This is a genomic window from Bradyrhizobium sp. SZCCT0231, from assembly GCF_018130245.1.
GTDB classification, from domain to species: Bacteria; Pseudomonadota; Alphaproteobacteria; order Rhizobiales; family Xanthobacteraceae; genus Bradyrhizobium; species Bradyrhizobium japonicum_F.
The window spans coordinates 12,926-37,746 of record NZ_JAFCKP010000029.1; the positions used below are offsets into that span (position 1 = coordinate 12,926).

Sequence of the window (24,821 nt, forward strand, 5' to 3'; positions counted from 1 at the left end):
TTACTCTCCTGTTGAACTCTTCTTGGTCGCAAAGCCGTTGGGACCGCGCCGGCCGATCGGCACGATCGCGAGTTCGAAGCCGAGCACGTTGAGCGCGGCGTCGAGGGCGTCGAGCTGCGGCATGTGATGCCGCCGCCAGTTGATGAGGGTGCTGCGGCAGATGCCGACCGGCGCCGCGATCCTCTCGCAGGAGGCGCGCTGCCTCTTCATCTCGAGAAACAGCCCGCGCACGAGCGGATGAACGTGCCCGGCGGCGACGTCATTGAGCCCGTTGGCCACGCCGACGCGCCGCTTGGCCTGGAAGGCCGGATCGAGATTGCGAGCCTTCAGCTCGGCGCTCTTCGCCGCGCGCCGCGCCTCGCTCCAGCCGGCGCTGCGGCGGGCTTTCGTCATCACCACATTGTTGAGCGTCGTCATGCGCGCGGCCTGCGCCGCGCGACGCTCCGGAGTCCATCCTGCCGACGTGCCGCTCATGCCGCGACCTGGCCTTCGGCTTCGTCGAGGAAGAGCGCAACGGCGTCGGCGACGACGTCCTCGGGCTTCTCGCCGTGCTCGGTGCAGTAACGGCGCAGCGCCGCATCGAGCGCGAGCGGCAGCTGATAGCCGCCGGTGCGCGGGGTCGGCTTCTCCAGCACGGTGATGGAGTGTGCCCGGTTCGGCAGGAAGGTGATCCAGCCGCGCTCCTGCAAGGCGTGAAGCAGCTCGGTGACGCGGCCGGTCGATTTGAACCCGAACATCGTGGCAATCTCCCTGTAGCTCGGCGCCTGGCCGAATTGCTTGATGTGGCTCTTGATGATCTCAAGGCACTTCCGCTGCGCCCTGGTAAGACCAATCTGGATGGGTGCGTTGCTCATGCCGCCGACTCCGACAGCTCGGCGCCGAACGGCTCGACCTCGAAGATCTCGCTGCCCTTCGGGATGCTGACGCCGGGAATCGTGCGCGCGAGGTCGGGGTTCTTGAGCATGGCCTCGCGGTCGATCTCGATCTTCACGCGAAGGAAGTTGCCGTAGGACGCCGCAACGCCTTCGAGATCCGCCGCCTCGGCGATCATCTTCTTTTCGTTGATGAGGTCGATCACGGCGTCGTCGCCGCCGCTGATCCTCACCTTCGGCGGATTGAAGCGCCATTTGACGGTGCCGGTTCCGAAGTCGACCGTCTTGGTGCCGGTGTTGGCGAGCAGCTGCTGACGGTTGGCCTCGCAATACATGTGCAGGCCGCGGAACAGGTCGAGCGCCTTCTTCACGTGTGGCCTGGACTCGTCCTCCGCCGCCGTCTTGACGTCAGCCAGCTTCTTCTGCATGGCCGTCTCGATCGCCGCGACCTGACGCGCCACGTCGCCATATTCCGCGATCATGGCCGCCGCCTCGTCGCGGTTCTGCGGAATGCGGACATCGGCTGCCGCGGCCTTCGCTTTCACCATGGATAGTCACTCCTGTTGTGCTGGTACGGTTGCGGGGGAACGGCCGAAGCCGAGCGCCTCTAACGAAGCGCCGACGACGGCAATCTTGTCGCGGGTCTCGCGGAGCAGCTCGGCGCGTGCCGTGCTGCCTTTCGGCTGCTCGTCCATGAGGTCGGCAGTCCGAAACATGTCGTAGGTGAGATCGGCGATATCCTGGAGCCGCAGCAGGTACGCCGCCATGGCGATGATATCGACGGTTGAGGCCTGCATCGCGAAGCGCTGCTTGGCCTGGTGCGAGGCGTGGCCGGTGATCTGTTCGGCCACGCGGCCGGGATCGACTGCCGCGATCTGCGCGGCGAGCCTGGTCTCGACGAGTTCGGCGGCTGAGGCGGACAACGCGCCGCGTTGCTCGGCGCTCATGAGGCGCCTCCGTCCGGCCTCTGGCCTGAGAGGATGCGAGCAACGATGCGATCGAGCCGCTTCTTGGAAAACGAGACGACGTTCGGGCCGGACTCGCCGGCCATGTCGAGCGGCGCGATGTTCGAGGGCGGCAGCTCCGTCCGCGCCTCCGCTTCCAGCGCCGCGTCGAACGTGTCGTTTGCGACGCCCAGCTCCATCAGCCCGACGCGGGCCATCACCGCGCGCAGCTCGCGCTTGAACTCGGCCGCCTCGTAGGTGGTCATCGGCGCGCGACCGGTGATCATTGCGTCGAAGCGCTCATAGAGAGCTTGCAATTGTCTGGTCACGCCCATCATCGCGCACCGTCCGGAATGCGCGAGTTCGGGCACTTCGGGATGCCGCCGATACCGCGGCAGGAGCGATAGCAACGGCCGCTGGCCTCGGAGGAGAACGGCGGTCCATTCTTTTGCAGGTCGAGACACTGGTCGCGCCCGATCTCGCCATAGACCGGGCACATGACCTTCACGCCGAGCAGTGCGCCGCGCACCTTCTGCTCGACGGCCCCCAGGTCACCTTTGTAGTTATTGGCGAAGACATGCGAGAGCACGGCGGCGGAATAGCCGATATTCTTCGCCGCGCGCGTCGCGGTGACGCGATCGGCTTCCTCCGCCAGTACCTGAATCCAGTCCGGTGCGGGAGTGCCCCAGGCCAAGCGCGCCTTCTCCACGAAGGTCTGCTTTTCGTACCTCACGACTTCACCTCCTTCGCGATCGACGGCTCGCCCACGAACTTCTTCAGGTTCGGGTCCCAGACCGTCTTGCCGTTGATCTGCTTGAGGCTCGGCGCCAGCGGGCCGGTGTTCATGCCTGGCTTGAGCCGCCAGGCCGCTGCGCCGCCGCGCCCCTTGACGCCGCCGCGCCGCGTCGTCCTGGTGACCGCGAGATAGCCGGCGCTGTGCAGCTGGCGGACGAAACGGCCCGCCGTCTGCTTGTTCGGCTTCACGTCTTCGGTCGTGGCGGCAAACATCAGCTCGGCCAGGCTGAAGCCGGTCGCGAGGTTGCGCATCGCGATCCAGAGTTGCTCATGCACCGTCAAGGCCGGCACAACGCTGCCGTCAGGGCGCAGCCGCGGCGCCTTCGTGGGGTGCTTCAAGAGCTTGTAAAGCGGCGTCGGATACTTGCCCTTGATGCCGTGCTCGCGGGTCGTAATCTGCTCGGCAAAGCCGGCCCTGGTCAGGGCCGTCAGATATTTCGAGATGCACTTGACCGAGACGTTGCTCTCGCCGTCGACGTCGGCGACGGTGAAGCAGCCTTGCTCCTTGTCGAGCCGGACCATGATCTCCCAGAAGCCCTCGTAACCGCGCGGCACGCGGACCGGGAGGTTCGCCGTTTGGAAATGCTCTTTGTGCATCAGGCGACCCTCAGGGTGGTCCGGCGCGGAAACTGCTCGATGTCGCGTGGCGCCGGCGGCTCGCCGGTGTAGAAGTCCTGGTTGCCCCAGACCTTCAGGTCGAGCACCTTGTGGCCGCGGTTGCGGGCATGCTCGGCCGCCTTTTCGAGGTTGACCACGATGCGGCGCGCACGACCGCCGGAACGCTGGCGGATGGTGTCGAGCAGATCGTCCTCGATCCTGACCTTCGGCACGAAGGCGTTGGAGAGCACGCGGGTGTCGTCGAGATCGCAAGGCTGTGCCGGAAACCACTCCAGTACCCGATTGTGCATACGCTCGACCGTGAGCAGCTTGGCCGGAAGCTTTTCCTCGCCGATCAGGATGACCGGCACACCGGATTCCTGCTGAAGCTCGCGGATGACCTCGATCATGTTCTTGTCGACCAGCTTGTCGGCTTCGTCGACGATCAGCGGGCGCGTGGCATCGGCGCCGAGCGAAGCCTTCGCCAGCTCGGCCAGGTCGGACGCGCTCCAGCTTTTGCGCACCGTCTCGCCGCATTCTTTCAGGATGTGGCGGAGCAGCGTGCGGCGTGTCCAGGTCTCGCCGACCTCGATGCGGCGCGCCTTCACCTTCATCTGCACGTACATCGAGGCCCAGCTCTTGCCGAGGCCGGAAGGCCCCTGGCAGACGCCGAAGCCGGGCAGATGCGGTGCGCGCTCGATCAGCTTCACCGTCATCGCCATGAAGCTGGCGACGTTCTTGAGAGCGACGGGTCCTTGAACTTGGCCTTGTATGTTTGCGTTCGTCATGGAGTCCTGACCTTTCCATTGGTTTGACTTAAGAAGACGAGGCAGCCTCGTCGGTTGATGCGATCTCGCCGGCGACGCCATTCAGCGCGCCGTAGACGGCGAGGAAGCCGCGGTACACGGAGCCTTCGCGGAAGCTGCCGAGCCAGAGCAGCTCGTCCGGTTCGACGAATTCGCGACGCGCGATGCGCGCTTCGAGCGCGCGGGCGCGATTCCAGAGTTGATGATTGGTCTCGGCGGCGCGCAGCGGCGTGACGTTGACGTCGGGAGCCTTGGTCTCTTCGGCGCGGAGCTTTTCGGCGAGCGCTGCGATCTCCGGGGCGTGGCCGGTCTCGACCACCGTGTGCGCATCGCGCGCCGCGGCGAGCGCCGGCGTGTCGTGCGCCTCGACCGGCTTGGGGAACTCGATCAGCTTACCTTGCGCGGCCAGCGCCTGCCGGTGGATCGCACCGGCGAAGTCCTTCGCCTTGATCTTGCGCGCGGTCCGCTTGACCTCGGCCATGGTCTCGTCGTGACGGCGCTTCTGCTCGGCACGGGCCATGGCGATGGCCTTGGCGGGATCGACGCCGGCGAGCTCCGGCGCGATGGCCTGGCCGAGATAGGTCTCGCCGTCCTCGGTGTAGACATAGGCGCGGCCCATGTCGTGGGCGTCCATGCGCACGAACACGGTGTCGCCGACGTTGAGGAAGCCGCCGAGATAGTGGCTGTCGTTGATGCGCAGGCCGGTCTTGGTGACGGTGCGCAGTCCGTTCTTCCCCGCGACCGGCGCCAGCAGCATGTCGAGCGCGCGGACGTCTTCGATCCTGCGGATGCTGCCGGCCGCCATCGCGGCGGCCTCAAACGGCGTGCGGCCCTTGAGGCCATCGTTGGACTTGGTGCCGTAGACATCGGCGCACCAGGCATCCAGCTTGGCCTGCAGCTCGGCGGCCGATAGCGCGACCTGGAACATGTCCTCCGGAGCTTCGCCGAGGCGCTGCGAGAACGCCTTGCGATTCTCGATCACCTTGCGGTCGGCGACGCTGTGGCCGATGAAGCCTTCCAGCGTGCGCATCAGGCCGCGCTGCAGCGTGCCGATGGCGCGCTCGACATGACCCTTCTGCTCGGGCGAGAACGGCGCCGAGGTCTCGTGATCGATGCCGAGCGCGGCGAACAGCCGGCGCGTGGTGTGTGCGATGAAGTCGCTGCCGTTGTCGGTCTTGATGCGCTCAGGCACGCCCCAGGCGAGGATCGCTTTGCGGATCAGCAGGCCGACCGCCGCAGCGCGCGGTGTCGCGCTCACCAGCGTGATCATGCGGCGCGAGAAGATGTCGAGGCAGACATAGATGGTCTGGCGCCCATCGGTGGTGAGCACGTCGGCAGGGCTCGCGTCGATCTGCCAGATCTCGTTGAGCCGCAGAGCGGGGTTGGCGACGCGGGCAGAAAAGCGGATCGCGCTCTTGTAGCCGTCCGGATTGCGGATCTGCTCGATCTCGTTGCGGAAGGTGGTTCGCCAGCTCTTCAACGCCGCTTGAAAGGTGCGTATCGGCGGCAGCGCCACCGGATTGCCGGCGATGGTGATTTGCGCGAAGGCGTCGGCGACCAGGTCGCGAATATGGTGCGTCGTGAGGTGCGGCTGCTTGGCGACCAGGGCGAGGATGTAGGTGCGCAGCTGGCCGTCATTGGCGCGGTCGAGAACGCCGGTGCCGCGGCGCGCGGCGGCGCGGTTGACGGCGAGCTTGTTCTTGTGCCCGGCCTTGGCGGCGGCACGCCAGCGCGCCAGCGTGCGCGGGGTGAGGCTCTTCACCTCGGCTTTGATCCAGGGCGCGACCTCGAGCTGCGAGGTGTTGTAGAGATCGCAGAGCTGGCGATCGGCGCGCTTGTGACCGACGCCGGCTTCGCGGGCGATGCGCTCGGCCTGGCCGAGCAGCGCCAGGCGCGCGTCGCGCGCATCGGCGGCACCGGCGCTGACGCTCGAAGCTTCCGGCTCGCTGGCCGCCTCACGCGCCATCGCCGCCGGGATCTCGACCGCCTCGATGTGCCTGCCGACATAGGCCGCGCGTGCTTCCGCAGGAAGCGACTCCAGAGCATATTCCAGTCCACCGCCGCGGCCCGCACGCGGACGCGACTGCCAGCCCTGCTTCTTTGCCGTGCGCTTGACCGCGCGCTCGGCAGAGGACAAGCCCGGCAGCTTCTCTGCGGCGATCTCTGCGGCTGACAAGAACATCTTCACGTCCAAACTTCCCCCGTGCCCAATTCTGGGCGAGCCCTGCGCCAGCGCGTTCAGCGCAGGCGGTCGTCGTAATCCGAGTGTTGCGGCCAGAGCGCGCTGGCTTCATCGTGGCCGAGCGCCTTGCCGCGTGTGATCCCGCGGCGGTAGCTCGCGTAGGACGCGGCGATGAGAACCGGCAGGTAGAGCACCGCCAGCAGAGTGGTGATGATGTCGAGCTTGCTCACTTGCTGGCCCTCCATTGCGCGTCGGCGTCTGCGATTTCCTGCTGAAGCAGATCTTTCAGCTGCTCCTTGCGCACCTCGCGCCGGAGCAGCGGCTCGTACCTCGCCTCGACGGCGACGAAAGGCGTGCCTTCGAGCGCGGCGTTGAGCAGGCGTGCATCGCCGGTCACCATCGCGAGCGCGATCAGGCGATGCGCGGGAATGTTGTTCCGCTCGTTGGCCTCGGACGAATATTGGTAGAGCGTGCCTGCGGTGACGCTTTCGTCGAGAAACGCCGTCATGCCGGCGGCGATCTGCTCGCGCGACTGACCGGAATCCTTGATCGCCGCGGCGACCGCCTTGGAGATCCGGCTCGCCACCTTCGGCGAACGTACGCGGTCGTCGGCGAACCGGTCGACCACCGGTGCGAGGCGATGGTCCTGCTCGTCGCGACGCCGGCTCACTTGCGCGCCTCCGGCAGAGGGAGGACGGCCCAGGGCTTCAGGCGGATGGTGATGCTGGCGATCGTGTTGAGGTAATCGCAGACGAGCCGTGCAACGTGCCGGTCGTCATAGGCTTGCGCCTTGTCATGCCGGCCTGTCGTCTTCGGCAACGGAAGCAGCTGCGCCGTGCGGCGGGTGTTGGCGAAGCGGCCCGTGAAGAAGCGCTGCCGCGGTCCGTCCATGCGGGTGACGCAGTGCTTCGTCATGGCCGCACCGTCGCGATCGAAACCGCGGGCTGCACGCGTACGACGCCCGCCGAGCGGCGCTGGTCGTGCGCGCTGCCGGCGATCAGCACGATCGACGCGACCGTGAGCACGGCGACCGCGATCAGGCAGCGCAGATGCAGGGCTGTGCGCGTGCTCATTCGCAAAACCCCTGCATCCTCGCGAGCACGCGCGGCATGATCAGCGTGTAGGCGTCGCCAGCGGCATTGGCGCCGATGGCGATGCCGTCATAGGCGAGTGCGTGTGTGCTGCCATCGGCGCGGTCGCGCACGACGAGGTGAACGCGACTGACCTCGATCAGATCGACCGTGATCTCGACGTTGGTGTCGGGATCGAATGCGGAGCGCGGCCCGTGACTCATGTACGCCCCCTCATCGACTCAAGGCAGGCCTGCGTTTCTGAGTCTCGCTGCGCGGCGCATCCAGTAGAAGTACGAGCGCCGGAGAGTTCAGTCAGGAGTACCCGATGGCGCCGCGCCGACACGATCACCGCAGACCGCTGCTCGATCCCCACGGGCTCAGTGACGACTTCGCCTCCGGCTGCGACGTGCAGGACCATGAAGACTGGCTGCGCGTAGTGTTCTGGGTGGATGGGCCGGGTAACAGCCACGGCGCCCGCTGCAAGGTGCGCAGCATCGTGCTGCCGCGAGCGTCGCTGCATCAGGTCGTCTTGGATTTGCGCGACAGCGTCGGCTATGGCCGAGAAACGCGACGGCATTGACCATGCGGCAATCATGCTGCGCGCTCCTCGGCCAAAAAAACGCGGTCATCCCATCGCAACCGGCGGCGGCGCGCTTCAGCGCGGATCAATCTGACGTGCCTGAGCGATGGCTCGCCGATGTCGGCTTCCCAACGCGAGATCGTCGCCTGTCGAACGCGACAGATCTTCGCCATCTCCTCCTGGGTGACGCCGAAGACCTCGCAGCGGATGTGCTTGATGGGGTTCATCCATCTATGGATATCCAAAAAAGGATAAAAAATCAACCAACAAATCGCGGTATGGATTGGAAACCGGGATATACAGAAATGTATATTTCAGGGATGGAGATAAGCCACTTAATACAAGGGCTTCTGACCGCCCGGGGCTGGACGCAAGAAGATCTGGCCGCCGCCGTGGACACGAAGCAGAACAACGTGTCCCGTTGGCTCGCCGGCGTGGAGCCGCGCGGCAAAGCGCGAGACCGCATCATGGAACTCGCGCGTGAGTCGGGTCTCATCGAGGGTGAGCGTGATGGCGTCACGATCATCGCCATCATGGGCAAGATCGGAGCCGGAGCGGTCATCGACCCGGATTATGAGCAGGTGCCTCCAGAAGGTTTGGAGCAAGTCGAGCTTCCGATCGCTATCGCGGATGACGTGATCGGCTTCCGCGTGGAGGGCGATTCGATGTTGCCCAAATATGGAGACGGCACGGTCATCGTGGTCCACCGAGGTCAGGTCCAGTCGGTCATGAGTCTCGTCGGCGAAGAGGTTGCCGTCCTGACATATGATGGCAAGCGCTACCTCAAGACACTGAAGCCCGGATCAGGGCGCGACCTCTACAATCTGGAGAGCCTGAACAGTTCGCGCGCCATCACCGGCGTAAGGATCAGATGGGCCAGCGCGATCGTAGCGATCATCCCGCCGAGGCAAGTGCGCCGTGTCGGTCGCACGAAACCGACGAAGTCCGCAGCGCGGCCGCAACGCGGAGTATCGAAGTGACGAGGAGCGAGTGATGGAATACGTCCGTTTTGCTGTGAAGTTCACGGCCATCGCGCTGCTCTTTGGTGCCATCGCTGGCTATGCCTATCTCGTCTCTACAGGGGACCTTCCAAAGCCGGACCTGACCTGGGTCGGCGGGTCGCTCAATACGGGCGGGTCGATCGTCCTCTTCCTGGTCGTCGCTATTTTGGTCGTACTCGCGGCCATGGCTCCGATCGTCTACGCGGCGCGATCCGGCGATGTCTTCACGTTCCTCATCTGCATCGTGGCTTTGGTCGTGTGCGTCGGCCTCTTCATCCAGAGCCGGACGGTGATGGACCAGGTGCTCGCCGCGATCGTCTACTTCACCAGCGCCTTCATCGCGGTCATCGTCTTTGCCGCCGCCCGGATCGAGGCCGCAATCAAAGGTGGGCCCGCCGGCGGCGAGAAGCACGCCGGACCAGTCCGAATCTCGCGACCCGATTAGAAGCCCTCCCATGCGTTTGAGCCTTGGAACGGACAAATCCGCCCGGAGGTCTTTGAAGATAGAATTGAAGCTCCTGAGGCCCGGCGCGGGCCGGTTTGACGCCATCCCCTCGGTCCCCGTCGGCCCCAGGGGCGCCGCCCGGGCTGTTTCACGGGAAACTGGGTGTTTCACAGCCTTGAGGACTACCCATGCCCATCATCCCCGACTGTGACCCCAACGAGGCCTATGAGGTGGTCCCGATGAAGCCTGAGCCCCATGGCCCGCCGCCGGGATGGTGGACGGTGACCTGCAACGGCATCCCGGTCTACCATTTCGGGCCTCAGCGGCGGGCCGATGCCGAACGCTATGCCACCGACCCGGCGTACCGGCTGAGCCGGGAGCGGCAATACCTGCATGACCGGGGGCCGACACGATGAAGAAATTCGCCACGGACTACGCCAACCCCGAGCTTGCCGCTCGCAAGCTGATCGAGATCGCTCCCGGCGTCGAGCCGGTCCAGGACGGCCGCATCCACATCGAGAAGATCAACGCGCCGTTCCTGTACGAGCACAAGGCCAAGGGCAGCGAGTTCGGCGCCGGCATCAGGTTCGCCGTCGAGCGCGGCTGGCTGGAGCTGCACGAGAGCGGGACCTATGTGCGGCTGAAGGCGGCGGGCTAGGATTTGTTGGCGCGCTGATGGGCCTGAAGGGGGAAACGATGGCAGATGACAATCAACAGACCTTCGAGGAACGCAAGTGGGCTCGTGAGCAGCAGATCGAGGAGGAAAAGTGGAAGACTGAGAAAAGGCGCGAAGACGCGCATCGTGCGCACGATAAAAGCACCGAATTCCATACTTACATCAACCAGGCCACGATCGATGCCGGGAGCCTGGCCCTGCGAACACTGGTGCTCATCAACGGTGGTGCGGCCGTCGCGATCCTCGCCTTTCTCGGCGCAGTTGCTTCCAAGGACAAGATCGACTTCGTCCAGATCGGTGCCGTCGCCAACACGCTCAAATACTATGCCGCCGGAGTGGCGTCGGCTTTCGTGGCGATGACCCTCGCATATTTGACCAACTACCTGATGGTGTCGGTAGAGACCTTCAAAAACAAAATCTATGTGCACCCGTTCGTGGTCGAAACAGACCGGTCCCGTAAGATGGCGCGGCTGAATAGGATTTTCCACGTGCTCACGCTTCTTGCGTCGCTTGGTTCTCTGGGGTGCTTCGTCATAGGCATGTGGTCAACGAGCGCCAAGGTTACGTCGATGATCGAGAGCAGAGTCACGAAGCCGTAGGCTGCCACCCGGCGATTGTCAGATGCCCTGGTCCGCGCGCTTCGACGATCCGATTCCGCTGCCCGACGGCGGCGAGCTGACGACGCTGCTCGATGCCGGGCGATACATCGCAGGACTGCCGGCGAAGATCCAGCAGCGGCCGGAATGGCAGGCAGCGACCGAGGCGCTGCTCCTGGTCGCCGAACGCGACGGGCCGGTAATGATGGCGCGGATCGGCATGATGCGTGCGCTCAACGGCGAAGCGCCGGGAATAGAGATGGTGAAGCTACCGGCGAGATTAGTCCGCCATCCCTGAGACAGTGAACGCCTGGCGGCGTAATGAGCACGTCCCCGTAGGGATAGGAGGCCTTTTGTAAAGGGTCCGGACTTGTGGCGGATTACGCCGGTGCTAGGCTGCCGGCCATGAACTGGCATCGGGGGCCTATTCACCGCTCTTTGATCTGGCTGGCCGTCCTTGCGGCCGCGTTGCTCGATGTGCTGTTCGCTAGGTGAGCGCCAGCCCGGGAAAGGGGGAACTACCATGAGAGTTGAGACCGAGCTGGGCCACGCCCTCCGCATCGAGCGAAGCAAACAACAACGCCTTTTAAGAACGCATCGCAGCCAACAGGCCCCCACAAGGGCCACCAAGTTTTGGCGCCGCGTGTTCTTGCTCGATATTCCTGATCTTCAGGGCAAGTTGGCACGAAACGAAAGGCGTAAGCTTCTGAGTACATTTTGCAACAACGTAGGTGTCGCATTGATGGTGACCGCCTACGTCACGCCTTTGATATCAATTCTTACAAAAGCGTTTGAGCAGGACGCTGAGAAAGCGCTGGGGTTCTACATGCAATTGCTTTTTCAAAAGCCGACGCTAGTGGTCATGATCTGCGGAGTCTTAGGGGGCACTTTGTGCCATTCGCTAGGGTTAGCGGTCTTACGTGGCTTAGAAGATTGAGGCAGGTCACACGCCCCTGAGAGGAGCGAGCTGGAATCCCTGAGGGAGTGGACGGCGCCGCGTTTACGGTTAAACTCCCCGGACTCAACCTTGGGGGGGAAAGTTGATGTCCACGGATTGGCGCCTTGAACTCTACGCGAAGACGAGCGGCGAGCCGCCGAAGCGTTGGACCGAAACTGACTTCACGTCTGTTCTAGCGCATGCCAGGGAGGGTCTATCGCGGCTCGAAACGCATACTCTGCGGATAATGCCGCCGGACACCGCGACTGCCAGCGAACTGCGTGAGTTGGCTGAGATCGGCATCGAGCCAACATTCCCTCCGCCACGAGAGAGGTAAAGGCGCGGACACGAAGGGGGCAACATGCTCGAAAAGTTTCCGTCAATGGTCGCGGCAGCCACCTTTATCGTGCTGTCTTTGGCGGTCACTCACGAGTGGGGCTACTACGCACAATTCGATCCGCACATCCAAGGCTTGGTAGCGCCGAGCGATTACCTCAAGAGCGCCTTGCTTTGGTTGCCTACCATCGCCATCACCTACTTCGTCATGGCAACATTGACCGTGCTGCAATGGCGCGCAGCAGATTTTAACCTTCGTCCCCAACGGGGCGAGTGGATGCTCCACCTTGTCGGCCTAAACTTCGTAGCGCTGTCAGCGATTAGTTTTTTCTACAACTCACCGATCGAAGCTTGGACCGTTTATAGCATTGCCATCGCCTATTTGTGGTCGCTGATTGTAGGCTACGTGGCGAGACACGAAGAGGTGCCAAAGCGGTTCACTTTTGGCGCGCTATTGCTCATCATGTTTTTGCCGACGGGTCTCGCGTTTGCCTATTCCTTCGGAACAAGCGAGGGCAGGAGAGATCTCTCGAAAAGGAACGAACCAACCTACACTCTAACCATCAAAGGCAAGTACGAGCGCACACGCCCTGTAATCCTCTTAAGAGCTTTGGATAAGGGGGCTCTGGTACGCGATCAGAACGAGGTTCAGTTTTACGGCTGGGGTGACGTGCTTTCGCTGCAGCTATCGCCCCAGCCATCGGACAGTTCACACAGCTGCCGACTCTTTGGCGTTCATTGCAAACCGTAGCTAGACCGGCCAGGCATTATTGAGCCAGCCCGGTGCCTTGGGCGAGAGCGAACCGGCTCCCCTGAGAGGAGTGAGCGTTAGCGACGGCCGCCCCTCAGGCAGCGACGGGGAGCGGACTATTCCGGCGCTGCGCCGTTCCACGGGTTATAGGCGCCAGCCGGCACAGGCGAGACGAACAACGCGGACATGTCATTGCCGGTATAGGTGCCTCCAAGGATCACAGCGCTCATATTGTCCCAAGCTAGGCGACAGTTGGGATGCTGCGCCAGTGCCGTGTTCGCGTCGTCGGTCGCGATGATGATCCAAAAGCCGGCTTGCGAGGCTTGCAAGATAAAGACCGAAGTGTTCGGAAATGTCCGGCTCTGGTCCCAGCCGCCCGGAAAAGGGAATTCGCCGCCCTCCGTTGGGGGCAGCCAATAAGCACCAACGACCACATCGTTCTGTGCAGCCTGTTCGTCGTCGAATTGCAGCAAATGCAGCTTCATAGCTTGCGATCCCATTTCTTATGCAGCAAGATTTAGAGCGGCGGCGTCGGACAGTCTTGTCCTCCAGAGCGCTGCCCGCGACAGATAGAGGCTGCTCATATTCCCACCGTTGTTCGAGCCAAGATACGCCGTCGACGCGCCATTATTTCCGATCGGGTTGGCATCGGAAGTAACTGCGGCGGAGCCCGTCATGGTAACGGTCCTGCCTGTCGCATCCCACGTCGTCACGGCATTGCGAACGCCGGTCGTCCAGTCAGCTAATACCCCAGTGCTCGAAAGCGACGCGGTGCCATTCCACGCTTGCCACCTTCCGTTGCTGCCGTTGGCCATCGGGCTTCCAAAAGTTTGTGAAGCACCAAACCCGATCGATCTTGGAACGCTCTCTCCAGCCGTGCCGAACCCATTCACACGAGCACTAAAGAACGCTGATCCCGCAGGGGACAGTGACATAGATGAGGCCAACCCCAGCAAGGTGATATTGTCGCTAGCGCGCACCGCTGTGCTCGCGGTGGTCGGAATATAGCTGGTGGCGTAAGCAGAGTTTTCCATCTGCGCATTGGCAAGATAGACGCCGGACGTCCCGTCACCTGCGAATGAGCCATACACATTGATGTAGATGGCACCGAACGCGGGGACCCCGGCCTGAGTAGCCGCGGCCAGAGCAGAGAACTTGAGCCTGCGCCAACCGTTTGCAAGAAGTTCGGAACTCCAAGATGAGAGCCCCCCGGTGTTCGACCACGTGTCGGTCGAAGCATCGTATTGTATCGCGGTCGTCCAAGGAAATGGTGTGTTATGCGGCTTCTCGAAGCGAAGTATGTTGTACCCTGCGGGCTTAAAGTAGATCGACCACGTATAGTATTGCCCTGATGTGAAGGTGACAATGTTCAAGCCGCTGTCGGCTTTCAGATAGTGGCTGGCACTGGTCGTTGTGGGGACAAGAGCCACCACGTTAAACAGCGGGTCGGGGCCTGCAACAGTGCTTCCGCTGATGAAGTTGGGCTTACTCCAATTTGCGGAAAAGTCTCGGCTCTGAACCAGATTGTTGGTCTTACCTACTTCGAGCAGCGAGCCTTTGTCGCTGCGTGGAAATACGTTCGCCCCAAGCGAAACGAGAATGCCGGAGGCTGTCGTCACATACTTGGTGGAAGCTCTCGACGTCGAAAACAAATCCGAGGCCGAGACTAGCCCAACGCCGCGAACCCAATAACGATCATTGTCGATATCGGCATCAACATCGGCCGGGACGTCACCTGCCCGCAGCACCCAATCCGGCGGCGGGTTCGCTATCCCAAGGTCAATCAACGACGCCGGCTCAACCGCGAGCGGGTGCGTCAGCGGTCGTGTCAGAGGTTGCGTGATGCTAGCCACTGAAGACGCCGCAGGACGTGCTGCCAGCCAGGCGGCTGAAACGATAGGTGCCAGGAGCCTGGATCAACAGCGCCGGCTTGTCGGTGTTGATGTTGTCGACCTTGAAGTACTCGCCGGTGTCTGCCTTCAGCAGGATGTCGACCGAGGCATACTTGCCGACATCGGGCCCGGCGGCATCTTTCAGGCAGACGGTGAGAGACGAGCCGGCTGCGATGACGACATCAGCGGAATTCGCGGCGCCGGTGCCGGTCGCGAGGATCTCGGTCGGCATTTCAAATCCCCTTCAAGCGAGCGCCGGGGATGACGCAAAAATTTACCAGCATGGGATTGTGTGGCACTGCGCGATGCTCCAGCGTTGACGGCGAGCGTTGCGCTACACTTACGGCGGCGACCTCGAATTCCGCACCCTGACACGTGTCAGGGTTACGAATCCCGCGCCGGTGCGGCCATTGTGGCGGCATGTCGGGACAAAACACAAGCACAGCGCTCAACATCATTCGCGGCGTCGGCGTCGAGATCGCCTTCAACGCGCAAGGCGCCGTGCCCGAATGGATCATGATCGTGCCGGCCGGCAAAGGCGGCGTGATCGAGACCGTCGACGGCCGCGGTCCTTACCTCATGAAGGATGCGGCCAAGCTCGCCAGTGAGAGCATGAAGGCGGCGCCGGGTGGCCAGTTCGTCCTCGACGAAACGCACGCGACGGATCTTGCTGCGACCGAAGGGCGGCCGGCGCCTGCGCGCGGCTGGTTCACCGATCTGCAGGCGCGCGCCGATGGCATCTATGCCCGCGTCGACTGGAATGCCGCCGGCAAGGCGCTGATGGCCGACAAGGCTTATCGCTTCATCTCGCCCGTGTTCGCCCACGACAAGGCCGGCAACATCATGCGGCTGCTGCGGGCGTCGCTCACCAACACACCTAACCTCGTCGGCATGGCCGCGCTCAACGCACAGGAGACTTCTGACATGGATTTGCTCGCCCAGCTTCGCCAGGCGCTCGGCCTCGCTGACACGGTCGATGAGGCCGCCGTGATCACCACGATCAAGAGCCTCAATGCCGGCGGCACGGCGATGCAGTCGATCTCGACGGCGTTCGGCCTCGCCAAGGATGCGAGCGGTGAAGTCGTGCTCAGCGCCGCCAGGAAGGCGGGCGAAGCGCTCGCCTCGATCGCCAAGGCGGCGGGCCTTCAGAATGCGAGCGATCCCGCGGCGGTCGTCACGGCGGTGGAGAAGCTCGCGACCGGCGTACCCGACCAGGTCAAGGCGCTTCAGAGCGAGCTGACGACCGTCTCGACCCGTCTCAAGACCGTGATCCAGACATCGGCGACGAAGGATGCCACCGTGTTCATTGACGGCGAGATCGGCAAGGGGCGCATGGGCGTGAAAGGCCTGCGTGAGCACTACATCGCGCGTCACTCATCCAGTCCGGAAGAAGCGGCCGTCGTTGAAAAAGAGATCGCCGCGCTTCCCATCATGCCGCTCGGCCCGATGCTGACAACTACGCCGCCCGGCGAAACCAAGTCTCTGGCGAGCGACCCGGTCGCGCTCGCAGCCGCCGCGACCGCGCATCAGAAGAAGCTCGCGGAGCAAGGCCAGGCCATCGACTACGCGACCGCGGTCACCTTCGTCGCCGCCAACGGCGTGAAGTAGTCGCAGCCACCCATCGAACAACTGGAGCCGAGAGCGCGCCCATGATCCCCACCTTCATCCGGTCCTACATCACGACAGCCGACGTCGCGGCCTTCAAGTTCGTCAAATTCTCCGACGCCGCCGCCTCGAAGAAGGTCGCGACCGCGAGCGCGGCCACCGATCCCATCATCGGCGCATCCGACAGCCAGGGCGGCTCCTCCGGCAACACGGTCGACGTGATCCGCCGCGGGCTCGCCCAGGTCACGCTCGGCGGTACCGTCGCGGCGGGTGACCCGCTCACCTCGGACGCCAGCGGCAACGCCATCAAGCTCGTCGCCGCCTCCGGCGTAATCAAGCGGCTCGGCGGCTTCGCCGAAGAGCCGGGCGTCGCCGGCGATGTCATCGACTTCATGGTCGCCGACGGCATCGTCCAGCTGCCGTAACCGCCCCCCGCCAAAACCCCGCATCACCAGCTCACGAGAACATCATGGCTCCCAATCGTCCCTTCGTCGTCGATCCGGTCCTTACCGCCATCGCGATCGGCTACCGCAATCCCGCGCAGACCCTGATCGCGGATCTCGTGTTGCCGCGCGTGCCGGTCGGCGGCGAGAAGTTCAAGTGGACGCTCTACAACCTCGCCGAAGCCTTCAACGTTCCCGACGCGCGGGTCGGTCGCCGTGGCCGTGTTCAGCAGCTCGAGTTCGGCGGCACCGAGCAGAACGACGCGGTCGACGATTACGGCCTCGACGCGCCGATCCCGAACTCGGATATCGATTCCGCGGCGAATGCGCGCGCGCACGGCCTCTCGGCCTATGATCCGGAGGCGCATTCGACGCAGATGCTGACCGACACCATCAACAACATCCGTGAGGTGCGCGTCGCCGGCATCGTCCAGAACGCTGCCAACTACAACGGCGCGCGCCAGATCACGCTCTCCGGCACCTCGCAGCTCTCGGACTACACCAACTCCGATCCGCTCGGCGTGATCAAGACCGGTTGCGAATCCACCCTGGTCTATCCGCCGAACATCATGGTGATGGGCCGCGCGGTGTGGTCGAAGCTGTCGAGCCATCCCAAGGTCGTCAATGCGGTGAAGGGCAACCTCACCAACTCCGGCATGGTCACGCGGCAACAGTTCGCCGAGCTGTTCTCCGACCAGGGTATCACGCAGGTGCTGGTCGGCGATGCCTATTACAACACCGCCAAGCCCGGCCAGGCCGCCTCGCTCGCCCGAGCCTGGGGCAAGCACATCTCGCTGATCTACGTCAATCCGATCGCGCAGCCCGAGGCCGGCGGCATCACGTTTGGTCTGACGGCCACCTACGGCACCAAGATCGCCGGCCGCATCGAAGACAAGGACATCGGCCTTCAGGGCGGCGTGCGCATCCGGTCCGGCGAGCGTCTCAAGGAGATCGTGGTCGCCCAGGACGTCGGCTACTTCATCCAGAACGCAGTCGCCTGAGGTCGCGCAATGGTAACGAAAGCAGAAAAGGCGGCCGCAGCCGCCGCGAAGGCCGAGGCCGAAGCAGTCGCGCGTGAGAAAGCCGCCGCCGACGAGGCGGCAGCGGCCGCCAAGGCAGAGCTGGAACGCGCGGATCGTCTGGCCGCCGAACAAGCCGCTCGCGAGAAGGAGGCGGCGGATGCCGCCGCTGCCGCCAGGGCCGAAGCCGAGCGCCAGGCCGAGCAAGCGCGGCTCGCCGAGGAAGCTCGCCTTGCGGAGACCGCGGCCCGGGAGAGAGCGGAAACGGACGCTGCCGCCGCAAAGGTCGCAGCCGAGACGCGCATACGCGCAGCCACTGACACGGCGCGCGCGGCGCAGTCCGGCGAGCTGCGCGCCTTCCGCGTGCAGCGTCCGCTCAACCACGATGGCGAAGAGCGCGAGATCGGCTCGTTCGTGGCGCTCACACGCAAGCAGTTCATCGCCCTCAAGGCCGCCACCGTCGTCGACGGCGAATGGCCGGAAGATCAATCCTGAACTCACCTGTTCCAATTCGTGTGACGCCCCAGATCAACCACGCAACCTGATCCGGAGTCCTGACAGACAGCGGCACACGAGTCCCTCGGCCGGCGGGCTTGGCCTTTCACCGCCGGCCGAGGGTCCAGCTTTTCCAGGAGACCGTGCCGATGGAATCCGAGATCGACGAACAAGCCTACCAGCTCGGCAAGCAGGCCTTCGACGCCGGCGCTTCGCTGCGCTCGATCCTTGCCGCCTGCCACGCCCAGCCGCCGGCGGACGAGGAGAAGACCTTCTCTAGCCTCGTCGGCTATGTCGACGGCGCCTTCGATCAGCTCCGCGCCATCAGCAAGGCCTTGAAGGCATCTTGAACGAGGCATCCATGTTCTTTGTCGTGAGAACCGACGTGTCCGCGCAGGATGGCATGCAGCGGGTTTTTGGCGCCTTCGACACGCGCGCAGAGGCGGAGCGCTTCATGGTGACTCTGCAGGCTCACATGCGCGGGGAATTCGCCGTCTATGAGGCTTCGAAGGTTTCTTGAAATGCACGAGATCGGCAACGCCCTGGTCGGCCTGTTCGTGTTCGCAGCTTTCGCGGCGCCGGCACTGTTCGGCTGCCTGGTCGCGTTGGTCTTCGCGACCTTCGGGTTCTCCGCGCTGGTCTACGCCGGCATCGCCATGGCCGGTGTCGTCGCTGGGTTGGTCTTCGCGATCTGGGTCAAGGTGCGTGCATGAGCGTCCTGCCCGAGCAACGCCAGCCGCGTGAAGTCGTCGTCGATCACGGCGACGGCACGGTCTCGCCGTTGATGGAGGCGCGGTTCCTTGAAGTCGTCGACGGCATCGTACGGGGCCGCCGCGCCGGCGACGTGTTCCGCAAGCGCGCGGAGGCCGCATGACCTACGCCACGCAAGACGACCTGGTCAAACGCTTCGGCGAGGAGATGCTGATCCAGCTCACCGACCGGGACGAGCCGCCGGCGGGCGCGATCGACGCGGCCGTAGTGGCGAAGGCGCTCACGGACACGGATGCGCAGATCGACGGTTATCTGCTCGGCCGCTACCTGCTGCCGATGGCGTCCACGCCGGACCTGATCGTCGATCTCGCCGAGGCAATCGCGATCTACAAGTTGCATCGCGATTCCGTCGCCGACAAGATCCGCGACGACTACACCGACGCCCTGAAGACGCTGCGCGACATCTCGAACGGCACCATCCGCCTCAACGTCGCCGGCGTCGAGCCCGCGTCGTCGGGAGCGAGCGGTGTCCGGACCACCGACCGGCCGCGCGACTTCACGCCCGACAATCTGAAGGGCTTCATCTGATGGCGGGCGTGCAGCTCCAGGTCGACCTGAAAGACAACGAGATTTCGCTTGCCGTTCTCGGCGAGCTGATCGCGCGCCTCGACGATCCGACGGCCGTCTACGAGAGCATCGGCCTGGCGCTGGCCAAATCCACGCATCATCGCTGGGACCAGGGCATCACGCCATCGGGCTCGCCGTGGCCGAAGAGCCTGCGTGTCATCAAGCACGGCGGCAAGACGCTGATGCTGTCGGCGCGGCTCTACCGGTCGATCGCGACCAACGCGTCGCGGACCGGCGTCGAGATCGGCACCAACGTCGTCTATGCCGCGATCCATCAGTTTGGGGGCGTCGTCAACAAGGACGCGCGCGACGCGGTGCTGCACTTCAAGGTGAACAAGCGCACCGGCACGTGGCGCTTTGCCAAGGCGAACAAGCGGGCCACGCTGGCGCAGAAGCGGCGGATCGGCGCGCACAGCGTCAGGATTCCGGCGCGGCCGTTCCTCGGCCTCGACCAGGACGATCCGCGGACGATCCGCACCATCTTCGAGAATTACCTGTCGATCGGAGGCAAGCTGCAATGAGCACGCTGGAGCAGCTCGTCTCTGATCGCATCAAGGACCGGGTGCCGGCGCTCGCGGGCCGGATCGAGGACATCGCTGCGCTGGCGGCACTGATCGCCGCTGAGGCGCTGCCACAGCACGACGTGTTCGCGTTCGTCTGCCCGCTCGGCTTCGACGATAAGGGCGGCGCATCATCGACCGGCTTTCACACGCAGATGATCGAGGACGCCATCGGCGTCGTGCTCGGCATCAAGGCGCGCGGCGACGCCAAGGCGAAGAAGGCGCTGCCCACGATCGGCGAACTGAAGAAGGCCGTGATCGAAGCCGTCGCGGGCTGGGGGCCCGACAACAGCGCCAACGTCTTCTTCGTCCGCCGCGGCCGGCTGCTCTCGGCCGACAAGGGTCTGGTGCTCTACCAGCTCGATTTCTCTTTGACCGACCAACTGAGGATCACATGAGCGACGACACCAAGCACGAGCAGCCGTCCGCGGGCGGCCGCTACATCAGGCAATCCGATGGCTCGCTCGTGCGCGAGCAGCCCGAAGCTGCGGCGCCGGCCGAGCCCGAGACCACCGACGCGGCGCCCGCCGCGCGCACCAAGAGGAAGTGAGCCATGCCGATCTATTATCGCAAGATGGTGCTGCTCGCGAAGATCGAGACCAGCTACGCGACCGACCCGACGCTCACCGGCGCCGCCAATGCCTTGCTGGCGCGCAACGTCACCATCGCCGACATGGAAGGCAACGACGTCTCGCGTGACCTGGTGCAGCCGAACTTCGGCAACCAGCCGACCGTCCCGGCCGACTTGCACGTGACGATCGAGTTCGATTCCGAGCTGGCCGGCTCCGGCACCGCCGGCACCGCGCCGGCCTGGGGGCCATTGTTCCGCGCCGCCGGCTGCGCCGAGGTGATCGTGCCCGCGACCTCGGTGACCTATTCGCCGATCACCGACTCGATCGAGAGCGCCTATCTCAAGTTCTGGATGGGCGCGACCCTGCACGCGATCAAGGGCGCACGCGGCACCGGCAAGCTCAATGTCAACGCTCAGGGCATTCCCTTCGTGCATTGGAAGTTCTGGGGCCTTTACACGCCGCCGAGCGAAGTGGCCGCGGCCGTGCCCGTGTTCACGGCCTGGAAGAAGCCGCTGATCGTCAACAAGGCGAACACGCAGTTCACCGTCAACGCCGTGGCGCTGGTGATGCGCAGCTTCTCGCTCGACCTCGCCAACCCGGTCGAGCCGCGTCTCCTGGTCAACAAGGAGAGCATCGAGCTGACCGACCACAAGGAGGAGATCGAGTTCACCGCGGAAGCCGTGCCGGTGACCACGATGGACATCCACGGTCTCGCCAACAGCCAGGCGACGGTCCCGGTGTCGCTGATCCACGGCGTGACCGCTGGCAACATCATCACCTTGAGCGCGCCGACCGCGCAATTCCAGCGGCCGAGCGGCTACCAGAACAGCCAGGGCATCGCCGAGCGCGGGCTGAAGATGCTGGCATTGCCGAATGCTGGCAATGACCAATGGTCGCTCGCTGCGACCTGATCCAAACGCACACGTACCCAGATCCAGTCAGGAGGATTGATTGTTCAAGATCGTCGAGACCCGTACCTTCACCCACGACGTCAAGATCATGCTGCCGGTCGACGGCGGCTTCGTCGAGGAGACGTTGAATACCACCTTCAACTATTTGCCGGCGGACGAGCTCGGCCCGGGTTTTCTGGAGAAGGCCGTGGTCAGGTTCAACAACTTGGTCGACGACAACGAGCAGCCGGTCACCTGCACCGATGAGCTGCGCGCCAAGATTCTCGCCAGCCCGAATGTCGTGCACGGGCTCACCGACTACTATTCGCGCGTCATCCAGAAGGTCGCGCCGGGAAACTGAAATGGGCTGCCAGGCGCTGGGTCGCCGATGCGCGATCGGCGGGGTCGGAGCAGCCCGACGACGATCTCATCCAGGGCATGGCCGAGACGGGCATGGATGCAACGTCACTGGCGACTCTGCGCGATGCGCTCGACGACAATGCCGGCGCTTCCGCCGCACCGGACCGTGATCCATTCGCGAAGGTGTGGGCCAGGGCGAATGCCTTCGACGGCATCTGGCCGGAGCACGTCGCGATCGTCAGGGCCTTCCTCGCGGTGTCATCGCAATGGCGGGTCACGCCGGTCAGCGGCGGCGGCATGATGACGCCGGCCGGCAACGTCATCGCGCCGACCGTGCCGCTCTACATCGGGCTGGACTATGCGGCGGCGCGCGCCGGGCTAGAGGCCGAGCTGATCGAGGTGACGCCGACGATATGGCAGGGATTGCGGGTGATGGAAGCCGAAGCCTGCAAGGCATTGAATGAGGATCTGAGTTGAGAGTTTCGCTCGTCATCGACGGTGATGCCTCCGGCGCCAAGAAGGCGGCGCAAGAGACGAGCGCTGCCGTCAAGGACGTGGGCACCTCGGCGACGAGCGCAAATGCCGCCACGAAGTCGGCGAACGACAACGTCGCCAAGAGCGCCGGTCTCGCGCGGCACGAGATGATCAACCTCTCGCGCCAGATCCAGGACGTCGGCGTGTCGCTGGTCTCCGGCCAGTCGCCGTTCATGGTGCTGGCGCAACAGGGCACGCAGGTCGTCGACATCTTCGCCAACTCGACCGGCACGGTCGGCGGCTTCTTCGGCCAGGTCACGAGCGGCCTCGGCAAGATCCTGACGCCGGCGCGCCTGGTCGCCGGCTCGATCGCGGCGATTGGCCTCACCGCGGGATCGGCCGCGATCAGCTGGCAGGATTCGCAGAAGACCATCGTGGCGGGCCTGCAAGGCATCGGGCGGGCCTCGGGTGCAACGGTCGGCGACATCAACACGATCGTCACAGCAACCGCGTCGCTTGGCGAGGTCTCGACGTCGCAAGCACGTGAGTTCGCGACGGCGCTCGCTTCGACCGGCAAGATCGGCGTTGAGAACATCGACCTCCTCACGAAGCAGGCCAAGAGCTTCGCCAATGTGCTGGGTACCGACATTCCCAAGGCCGGGGAATTCGTCGCGAAGGTGTTCGCATCGCCCGGCGAAGGTGCCAAGGAGCTGGCGCAGCGCATCGGCGGCATCGACGCGTCCACGATCAAGTACATCGCGACACTTGAACAGCAGGGCAACCGTCAGGCTGCGATCAAGGCGCTGTCAGACGCAATTGCTCCGGCACTCTCCAAGGCCTCGGATCAAACCGGCTTCTGGGCGAGCCAATGGAATCGGGTTGAGGTCGGCGCCAGCCGCGCCTCGGAGGTGATCGGCAAGGCTTTCGGCCAGGTTGGCGTCAACGGCCTCGACAGCCAGAGCGAGTCCGCGCTGGAAAAGCAGCGCAAGGAGCTGGAAGCGCTGATCCAGACGGCGCAGACGGCAAAGCTTCCGGCTTTCGACGTCTCGCAGATGGTCGAGCAGCTCGCCGCCGTCAACGACGCGCTGACGAAGATCCAGCAGAGCCGCAAGGCCGCGCTCGGCGTCGATGCCGCGCAGACCACGCTGCAGGCGTCGCCGATCGTCGACGCGCTGGCGCCGGCGCCGGCCATCATCAGGAACGTCACCGCCAATCTCGAACTGCTGACCAAGGTCATGAACGACCCGGCGTTCGAGGCCTTCCGGCAGAAGGTCGGCGAGCAGCTGCCGCTGGCGCTGGCGCGTCTGCAAAACCAGGCCTCGGCGCTGGCGCTGAACCCGCGGCTCGCCGATCCGGTCCAGTCGCAGATCGACAGCCTGACGCTCCAGAACAAGCTGCTGTCGGATCAGTCGCCGGCGATGCGCCAGCGCGTCGAATCCCAGCTTGCCTACAACGAGGCAATCAAGGCGGGAGCATCCGCGGAAGAAGCCGCGACAATCGCGCGGGAGCGAGGCAAACAGGCCTACGGCGGAGTCGCGACGGACATTCAGCAGGCCCAAACGCGCCTCTCACTCTATGGCCAGACCACCACGGCCGCGGAGGCACAGCGCGCAGTCGAGCTGAACCTGCAGGCTGCGCATCTGCAAGGCATCGACATCGACAGCCGGCGCGCCGCGCTGCTGAAGCAGCTGGCGGCCGACCAGGCGATCGGCGTGACGCAGATCCGCGCAAGCACCGATGCACAGAACATCGAAGCCGCGACCGTCGGCATGTCGGCCGGCAAGGCGGCCGAGTACGCCGCCGCGCAGAACGCGATCAACGAGGCGCGGCGATCGGGGCGTGAGCTCACGCCGGAGAACATCAGCCAGATCGAGCGCGAAGCCGCGGCGCTCGGGCGTGCCACGTCCAACGCGGATCTGCTGAGGTCGGCCTATACCGGGCTGGTGCAGGGTCCGCTGCAAACCTTCAACTCGTCGATCGCCAGCGGCGCGAGCGCGATGGACGCGCTCAAGAAGGCCGGCGTGAGCGCATTGAATGCGCTTTCAAGCAAGCTGATCGATATCGCCGCGCAGAATCTCTGGGGCTCCGCGTTCGGCGGCTCGGGCGGCGGCGGGCTGCTCGGCCTGATCGGCCTCGGCGGCGGCGGTGGCGGCGGAATCGGCACGATGCAGGTCGGCAGTCAGTTGTTCCCGACTGTCGGATTCGATGCCGGCGGCTACACCGGCCGCGGCGGGCGCCTGGAGCCCGCCGGCATCGTGCACAAGGGCGAGTACGTGTTCGACCAGGCCTCGGTCGGCCGCGCCGGCGTCGGCTTTTTGTCGGGGCTGCATCGCAGCCTGCGCGGCTACGCCGACGGTGGCCTGGTCGGCGGTTCATCCGCCGGCGGCTGGAGCGGCTCCTCCGGGCGACAGAAGGTCGAGGTCGTCGTCTCCTTCGACAACAACGGCAACCTGCAAGCCTTCGTGAAGGACGTCTCGATGCAGTCGGCCGCCGACACGCTGGGCAGCTATGTCGGCAGCCCGCAATTCGTCGACCACGTCGGCGACGCCGCGACCCGCGCTGTCACGCAGCGGAAGTTCTGA

At 64.5% G+C, this 24,821-nt stretch carries 42 protein-coding genes; 25 read left to right on the forward strand and 17 right to left on the reverse strand.

The window, feature by feature from the left end; translation table 11 throughout:
- Genes JQ566_RS33215 through JQ566_RS33280 form a run of 14 tightly spaced genes read right to left on the reverse strand, consistent with a single transcriptional unit; the run spans position 1 to position 7,490 of the window.
- Entirely contained in the window at positions 1-474 is a 474-nt protein-coding gene (locus JQ566_RS33215) for a hypothetical protein (protein WP_212380241.1), read from the reverse strand.
- Entirely contained in the window at positions 471-854 is a 384-nt protein-coding gene (locus JQ566_RS33220) for a LexA family protein (protein WP_212380243.1), read from the reverse strand. The genes JQ566_RS33215 and JQ566_RS33220 overlap by 4 nt, the downstream gene beginning before the upstream one ends.
- Positions 851-1,420 carry a host-nuclease inhibitor Gam family protein gene (locus JQ566_RS33225; RefSeq protein ID WP_212380245.1) on the reverse strand — a complete coding sequence of 190 codons (570 nt, stop codon included), beginning with the start codon at positions 1,418-1,420 and terminating at the stop codon, positions 851-853. The genes JQ566_RS33220 and JQ566_RS33225 overlap by 4 nt, the downstream gene beginning before the upstream one ends.
- A gap of 6 nt (positions 1,421-1,426) precedes the next feature.
- A complete protein-coding gene (locus JQ566_RS33230; RefSeq protein ID WP_212380247.1) occupies positions 1,427-1,819 on the reverse strand; it encodes a hypothetical protein in 393 nt (130 codons plus the stop codon).
- Positions 1,816-2,145 carry a hypothetical protein gene (locus tag JQ566_RS33235; protein ID WP_212380249.1) on the reverse strand — a complete coding sequence of 110 codons (330 nt, stop codon included), beginning with the start codon at positions 2,143-2,145 and terminating at the stop codon, positions 1,816-1,818. The genes JQ566_RS33230 and JQ566_RS33235 overlap by 4 nt, the downstream gene beginning before the upstream one ends.
- Positions 2,146-2,150: 5 nt before the next feature.
- Positions 2,151-2,549, reverse strand: a complete 399-nt coding sequence (locus JQ566_RS33240) for a transcriptional regulator (RefSeq protein ID WP_212380251.1) — start codon at positions 2,547-2,549, stop codon at positions 2,151-2,153.
- The gene (locus tag JQ566_RS33245) at positions 2,546-3,208 is read right to left on the reverse strand and encodes a hypothetical protein (RefSeq protein WP_212380252.1); all 663 of its coding nucleotides are present in this window, start codon (positions 3,206-3,208) and stop codon (positions 2,546-2,548) included. The genes JQ566_RS33240 and JQ566_RS33245 overlap by 4 nt, the downstream gene beginning before the upstream one ends.
- Positions 3,208-3,996, reverse strand: a complete 789-nt coding sequence (locus tag JQ566_RS33250; protein WP_249139954.1) for an AAA family ATPase — start codon at positions 3,994-3,996, stop codon at positions 3,208-3,210. The genes JQ566_RS33245 and JQ566_RS33250 overlap by 1 nt, the downstream gene beginning before the upstream one ends.
- 28 nt (positions 3,997-4,024) lie before the next feature.
- On the reverse strand, positions 4,025-6,196 hold the full coding sequence (locus JQ566_RS33255) for a DNA-binding protein (RefSeq protein ID WP_249139956.1): 2,172 nt from the start codon (positions 6,194-6,196) through the stop codon (positions 4,025-4,027).
- Between the two features lie 56 nt (positions 6,197-6,252).
- Positions 6,253-6,426, reverse strand: coding sequence for a hypothetical protein (locus JQ566_RS33260; protein WP_212380258.1), 174 nt, complete (start codon positions 6,424-6,426; stop codon positions 6,253-6,255).
- Positions 6,423-6,866 (reverse strand): hypothetical protein, encoded by a 444-nt coding sequence (locus JQ566_RS33265; protein WP_212380260.1) that lies wholly within the window; start codon positions 6,864-6,866, stop codon positions 6,423-6,425. Before JQ566_RS33265 ends, JQ566_RS33260 begins: the two co-directional genes overlap by 4 nt.
- Entirely contained in the window at positions 6,863-7,111 is a 249-nt protein-coding gene (locus tag JQ566_RS33270; RefSeq protein ID WP_212380262.1) for a hypothetical protein, read from the reverse strand. The genes JQ566_RS33265 and JQ566_RS33270 overlap by 4 nt, the downstream gene beginning before the upstream one ends.
- On the reverse strand, positions 7,108-7,269 hold the full coding sequence (locus tag JQ566_RS33275) for a hypothetical protein (RefSeq protein WP_212380263.1): 162 nt from the start codon (positions 7,267-7,269) through the stop codon (positions 7,108-7,110). Before JQ566_RS33275 ends, JQ566_RS33270 begins: the two co-directional genes overlap by 4 nt.
- Positions 7,266-7,490 carry a hypothetical protein gene (locus tag JQ566_RS33280; protein ID WP_212380266.1) on the reverse strand — a complete coding sequence of 75 codons (225 nt, stop codon included), beginning with the start codon at positions 7,488-7,490 and terminating at the stop codon, positions 7,266-7,268. The genes JQ566_RS33275 and JQ566_RS33280 overlap by 4 nt, the downstream gene beginning before the upstream one ends.
- 104 nt (positions 7,491-7,594) lie before the next feature.
- Here JQ566_RS33280 and JQ566_RS33285 point away from each other — a divergent pair, with 104 nt between their 5' ends.
- The 9 genes from JQ566_RS33285 to JQ566_RS33330 all read left to right on the forward strand — a co-directional run bounded on the left by JQ566_RS33285 (position 7,595) and on the right by JQ566_RS33330 (position 12,591).
- Positions 7,595-7,849 (forward strand): hypothetical protein, encoded by a 255-nt coding sequence (locus JQ566_RS33285; RefSeq protein ID WP_212380267.1) that lies wholly within the window; start codon positions 7,595-7,597, stop codon positions 7,847-7,849.
- Between the two features lie 2 nt (positions 7,850-7,851).
- Positions 7,852-8,829 carry an XRE family transcriptional regulator gene (locus tag JQ566_RS33295; RefSeq protein ID WP_249139957.1) on the forward strand — a complete coding sequence of 326 codons (978 nt, stop codon included), beginning with the start codon at positions 7,852-7,854 and terminating at the stop codon, positions 8,827-8,829.
- Positions 8,830-8,842: 13 nt separating this feature from the next.
- Positions 8,843-9,295, forward strand: coding sequence for a hypothetical protein (locus tag JQ566_RS33300; RefSeq protein ID WP_212380273.1), 453 nt, complete (start codon positions 8,843-8,845; stop codon positions 9,293-9,295).
- Between the two features lie 188 nt (positions 9,296-9,483).
- On the forward strand, positions 9,484-9,711 hold the full coding sequence (locus JQ566_RS33305) for a hypothetical protein (RefSeq protein WP_212380275.1): 228 nt from the start codon (positions 9,484-9,486) through the stop codon (positions 9,709-9,711).
- Positions 9,708-9,953, forward strand: coding sequence for a hypothetical protein (locus JQ566_RS33310; RefSeq protein WP_212380277.1), 246 nt, complete (start codon positions 9,708-9,710; stop codon positions 9,951-9,953). The genes JQ566_RS33305 and JQ566_RS33310 overlap by 4 nt, the downstream gene beginning before the upstream one ends.
- Before the next feature lie 38 nt (positions 9,954-9,991).
- Positions 9,992-10,570, forward strand: a complete 579-nt coding sequence (locus JQ566_RS33315; RefSeq protein ID WP_212380279.1) for a hypothetical protein — start codon at positions 9,992-9,994, stop codon at positions 10,568-10,570.
- A 22-nt stretch (positions 10,571-10,592) separates the two neighbouring features.
- Entirely contained in the window at positions 10,593-10,865 is a 273-nt protein-coding gene (locus JQ566_RS33320) for a hypothetical protein (protein ID WP_212380281.1), read from the forward strand.
- Between the two features lie 225 nt (positions 10,866-11,090).
- Positions 11,091-11,504 carry a hypothetical protein gene (locus JQ566_RS33325; RefSeq protein WP_212380283.1) on the forward strand — a complete coding sequence of 138 codons (414 nt, stop codon included), beginning with the start codon at positions 11,091-11,093 and terminating at the stop codon, positions 11,502-11,504.
- A gap of 361 nt (positions 11,505-11,865) precedes the next feature.
- Positions 11,866-12,591 carry a hypothetical protein gene (locus tag JQ566_RS33330; RefSeq protein ID WP_212380286.1) on the forward strand — a complete coding sequence of 242 codons (726 nt, stop codon included), beginning with the start codon at positions 11,866-11,868 and terminating at the stop codon, positions 12,589-12,591.
- Positions 12,592-12,707: 116 nt separating this feature from the next.
- On the opposite strand, the gene JQ566_RS33335 is transcribed toward JQ566_RS33330, so the two are convergent.
- From JQ566_RS33335 to JQ566_RS33345, 3 genes are read right to left on the reverse strand one after another with little or no spacing between them, the layout of a single operon-like run.
- Positions 12,708-13,076 (reverse strand): hypothetical protein, encoded by a 369-nt coding sequence (locus tag JQ566_RS33335; protein WP_212380288.1) that lies wholly within the window; start codon positions 13,074-13,076, stop codon positions 12,708-12,710.
- An 18-nt stretch (positions 13,077-13,094) separates the two neighbouring features.
- Entirely contained in the window at positions 13,095-14,444 is a 1,350-nt protein-coding gene (locus JQ566_RS33340) for a phage head spike fiber domain-containing protein (RefSeq protein WP_212380290.1), read from the reverse strand.
- Entirely contained in the window at positions 14,437-14,715 is a 279-nt protein-coding gene (locus JQ566_RS33345) for a hypothetical protein (RefSeq protein ID WP_212380292.1), read from the reverse strand. Before JQ566_RS33345 ends, JQ566_RS33340 begins: the two co-directional genes overlap by 8 nt.
- A 188-nt stretch (positions 14,716-14,903) precedes the next feature.
- Here JQ566_RS33345 and JQ566_RS33350 point away from each other — a divergent pair, with 188 nt between their 5' ends.
- The 16 genes from JQ566_RS33350 to JQ566_RS33425 all read left to right on the forward strand — a co-directional run bounded on the left by JQ566_RS33350 (position 14,904) and on the right by JQ566_RS33425 (position 24,821).
- On the forward strand, positions 14,904-16,091 hold the full coding sequence (locus tag JQ566_RS33350) for a phage protease (protein ID WP_212380294.1): 1,188 nt from the start codon (positions 14,904-14,906) through the stop codon (positions 16,089-16,091).
- 41 nt (positions 16,092-16,132) lie between these two features.
- Entirely contained in the window at positions 16,133-16,513 is a 381-nt protein-coding gene (locus JQ566_RS33355) for a capsid cement protein (RefSeq protein ID WP_212380296.1), read from the forward strand.
- Positions 16,514-16,557: 44 nt separating this feature from the next.
- Complete coding sequence (locus JQ566_RS33360) at positions 16,558-17,532, forward strand: major capsid protein (RefSeq protein WP_212380298.1); 975 nt, start codon at positions 16,558-16,560, stop codon at positions 17,530-17,532.
- A 9-nt stretch (positions 17,533-17,541) separates the two neighbouring features.
- Positions 17,542-18,045, forward strand: a complete 504-nt coding sequence (locus JQ566_RS33365) for a hypothetical protein (protein WP_212380300.1) — start codon at positions 17,542-17,544, stop codon at positions 18,043-18,045.
- 149 nt (positions 18,046-18,194) lie between these two features.
- Positions 18,195-18,395, forward strand: a complete 201-nt coding sequence (locus JQ566_RS33370) for a hypothetical protein (RefSeq protein WP_212380303.1) — start codon at positions 18,195-18,197, stop codon at positions 18,393-18,395.
- Between the two features lie 11 nt (positions 18,396-18,406).
- Entirely contained in the window at positions 18,407-18,565 is a 159-nt protein-coding gene (locus JQ566_RS33375; protein ID WP_212380306.1) for a hypothetical protein, read from the forward strand.
- Between the two features lies 1 nt (position 18,566).
- Positions 18,567-18,758 (forward strand): hypothetical protein, encoded by a 192-nt coding sequence (locus JQ566_RS33380; RefSeq protein WP_212380309.1) that lies wholly within the window; start codon positions 18,567-18,569, stop codon positions 18,756-18,758.
- A complete protein-coding gene (locus JQ566_RS33385; protein WP_212380312.1) occupies positions 18,755-18,919 on the forward strand; it encodes a hypothetical protein in 165 nt (54 codons plus the stop codon). The genes JQ566_RS33380 and JQ566_RS33385 overlap by 4 nt, the downstream gene beginning before the upstream one ends.
- Entirely contained in the window at positions 18,916-19,344 is a 429-nt protein-coding gene (locus tag JQ566_RS33390; RefSeq protein ID WP_212380314.1) for a gp436 family protein, read from the forward strand. The genes JQ566_RS33385 and JQ566_RS33390 overlap by 4 nt, the downstream gene beginning before the upstream one ends.
- On the forward strand, positions 19,344-19,904 hold the full coding sequence (locus JQ566_RS33395; RefSeq protein WP_212380317.1) for a phage virion morphogenesis protein: 561 nt from the start codon (positions 19,344-19,346) through the stop codon (positions 19,902-19,904). Before JQ566_RS33390 ends, JQ566_RS33395 begins: the two co-directional genes overlap by 1 nt.
- The gene (locus JQ566_RS33400; RefSeq protein ID WP_212380320.1) at positions 19,901-20,341 is read left to right on the forward strand and encodes a phage tail terminator protein; all 441 of its coding nucleotides are present in this window, start codon (positions 19,901-19,903) and stop codon (positions 20,339-20,341) included. Before JQ566_RS33395 ends, JQ566_RS33400 begins: the two co-directional genes overlap by 4 nt.
- Positions 20,338-20,493: a hypothetical protein gene (locus JQ566_RS33405; RefSeq protein WP_212380323.1), complete on the forward strand. Its 156-nt coding sequence runs from the start codon at positions 20,338-20,340 to the stop codon at positions 20,491-20,493. Before JQ566_RS33400 ends, JQ566_RS33405 begins: the two co-directional genes overlap by 4 nt.
- Before the next feature lie 3 nt (positions 20,494-20,496).
- Complete coding sequence (locus tag JQ566_RS33410; protein WP_212380326.1) at positions 20,497-21,426, forward strand: phage tail tube protein; 930 nt, start codon at positions 20,497-20,499, stop codon at positions 21,424-21,426.
- 40 nt (positions 21,427-21,466) lie between these two features.
- Complete coding sequence (locus tag JQ566_RS33415; protein ID WP_212380328.1) at positions 21,467-21,766, forward strand: hypothetical protein; 300 nt, start codon at positions 21,467-21,469, stop codon at positions 21,764-21,766.
- A 92-nt stretch (positions 21,767-21,858) separates the two neighbouring features.
- Positions 21,859-22,242: a DUF1799 domain-containing protein gene (locus JQ566_RS33420; RefSeq protein WP_212380329.1), complete on the forward strand. Its 384-nt coding sequence runs from the start codon at positions 21,859-21,861 to the stop codon at positions 22,240-22,242.
- Positions 22,239-24,821: a phage tail length tape measure family protein gene (locus JQ566_RS33425; protein WP_212380332.1), complete on the forward strand. Its 2,583-nt coding sequence runs from the start codon at positions 22,239-22,241 to the stop codon at positions 24,819-24,821. The genes JQ566_RS33420 and JQ566_RS33425 overlap by 4 nt, the downstream gene beginning before the upstream one ends.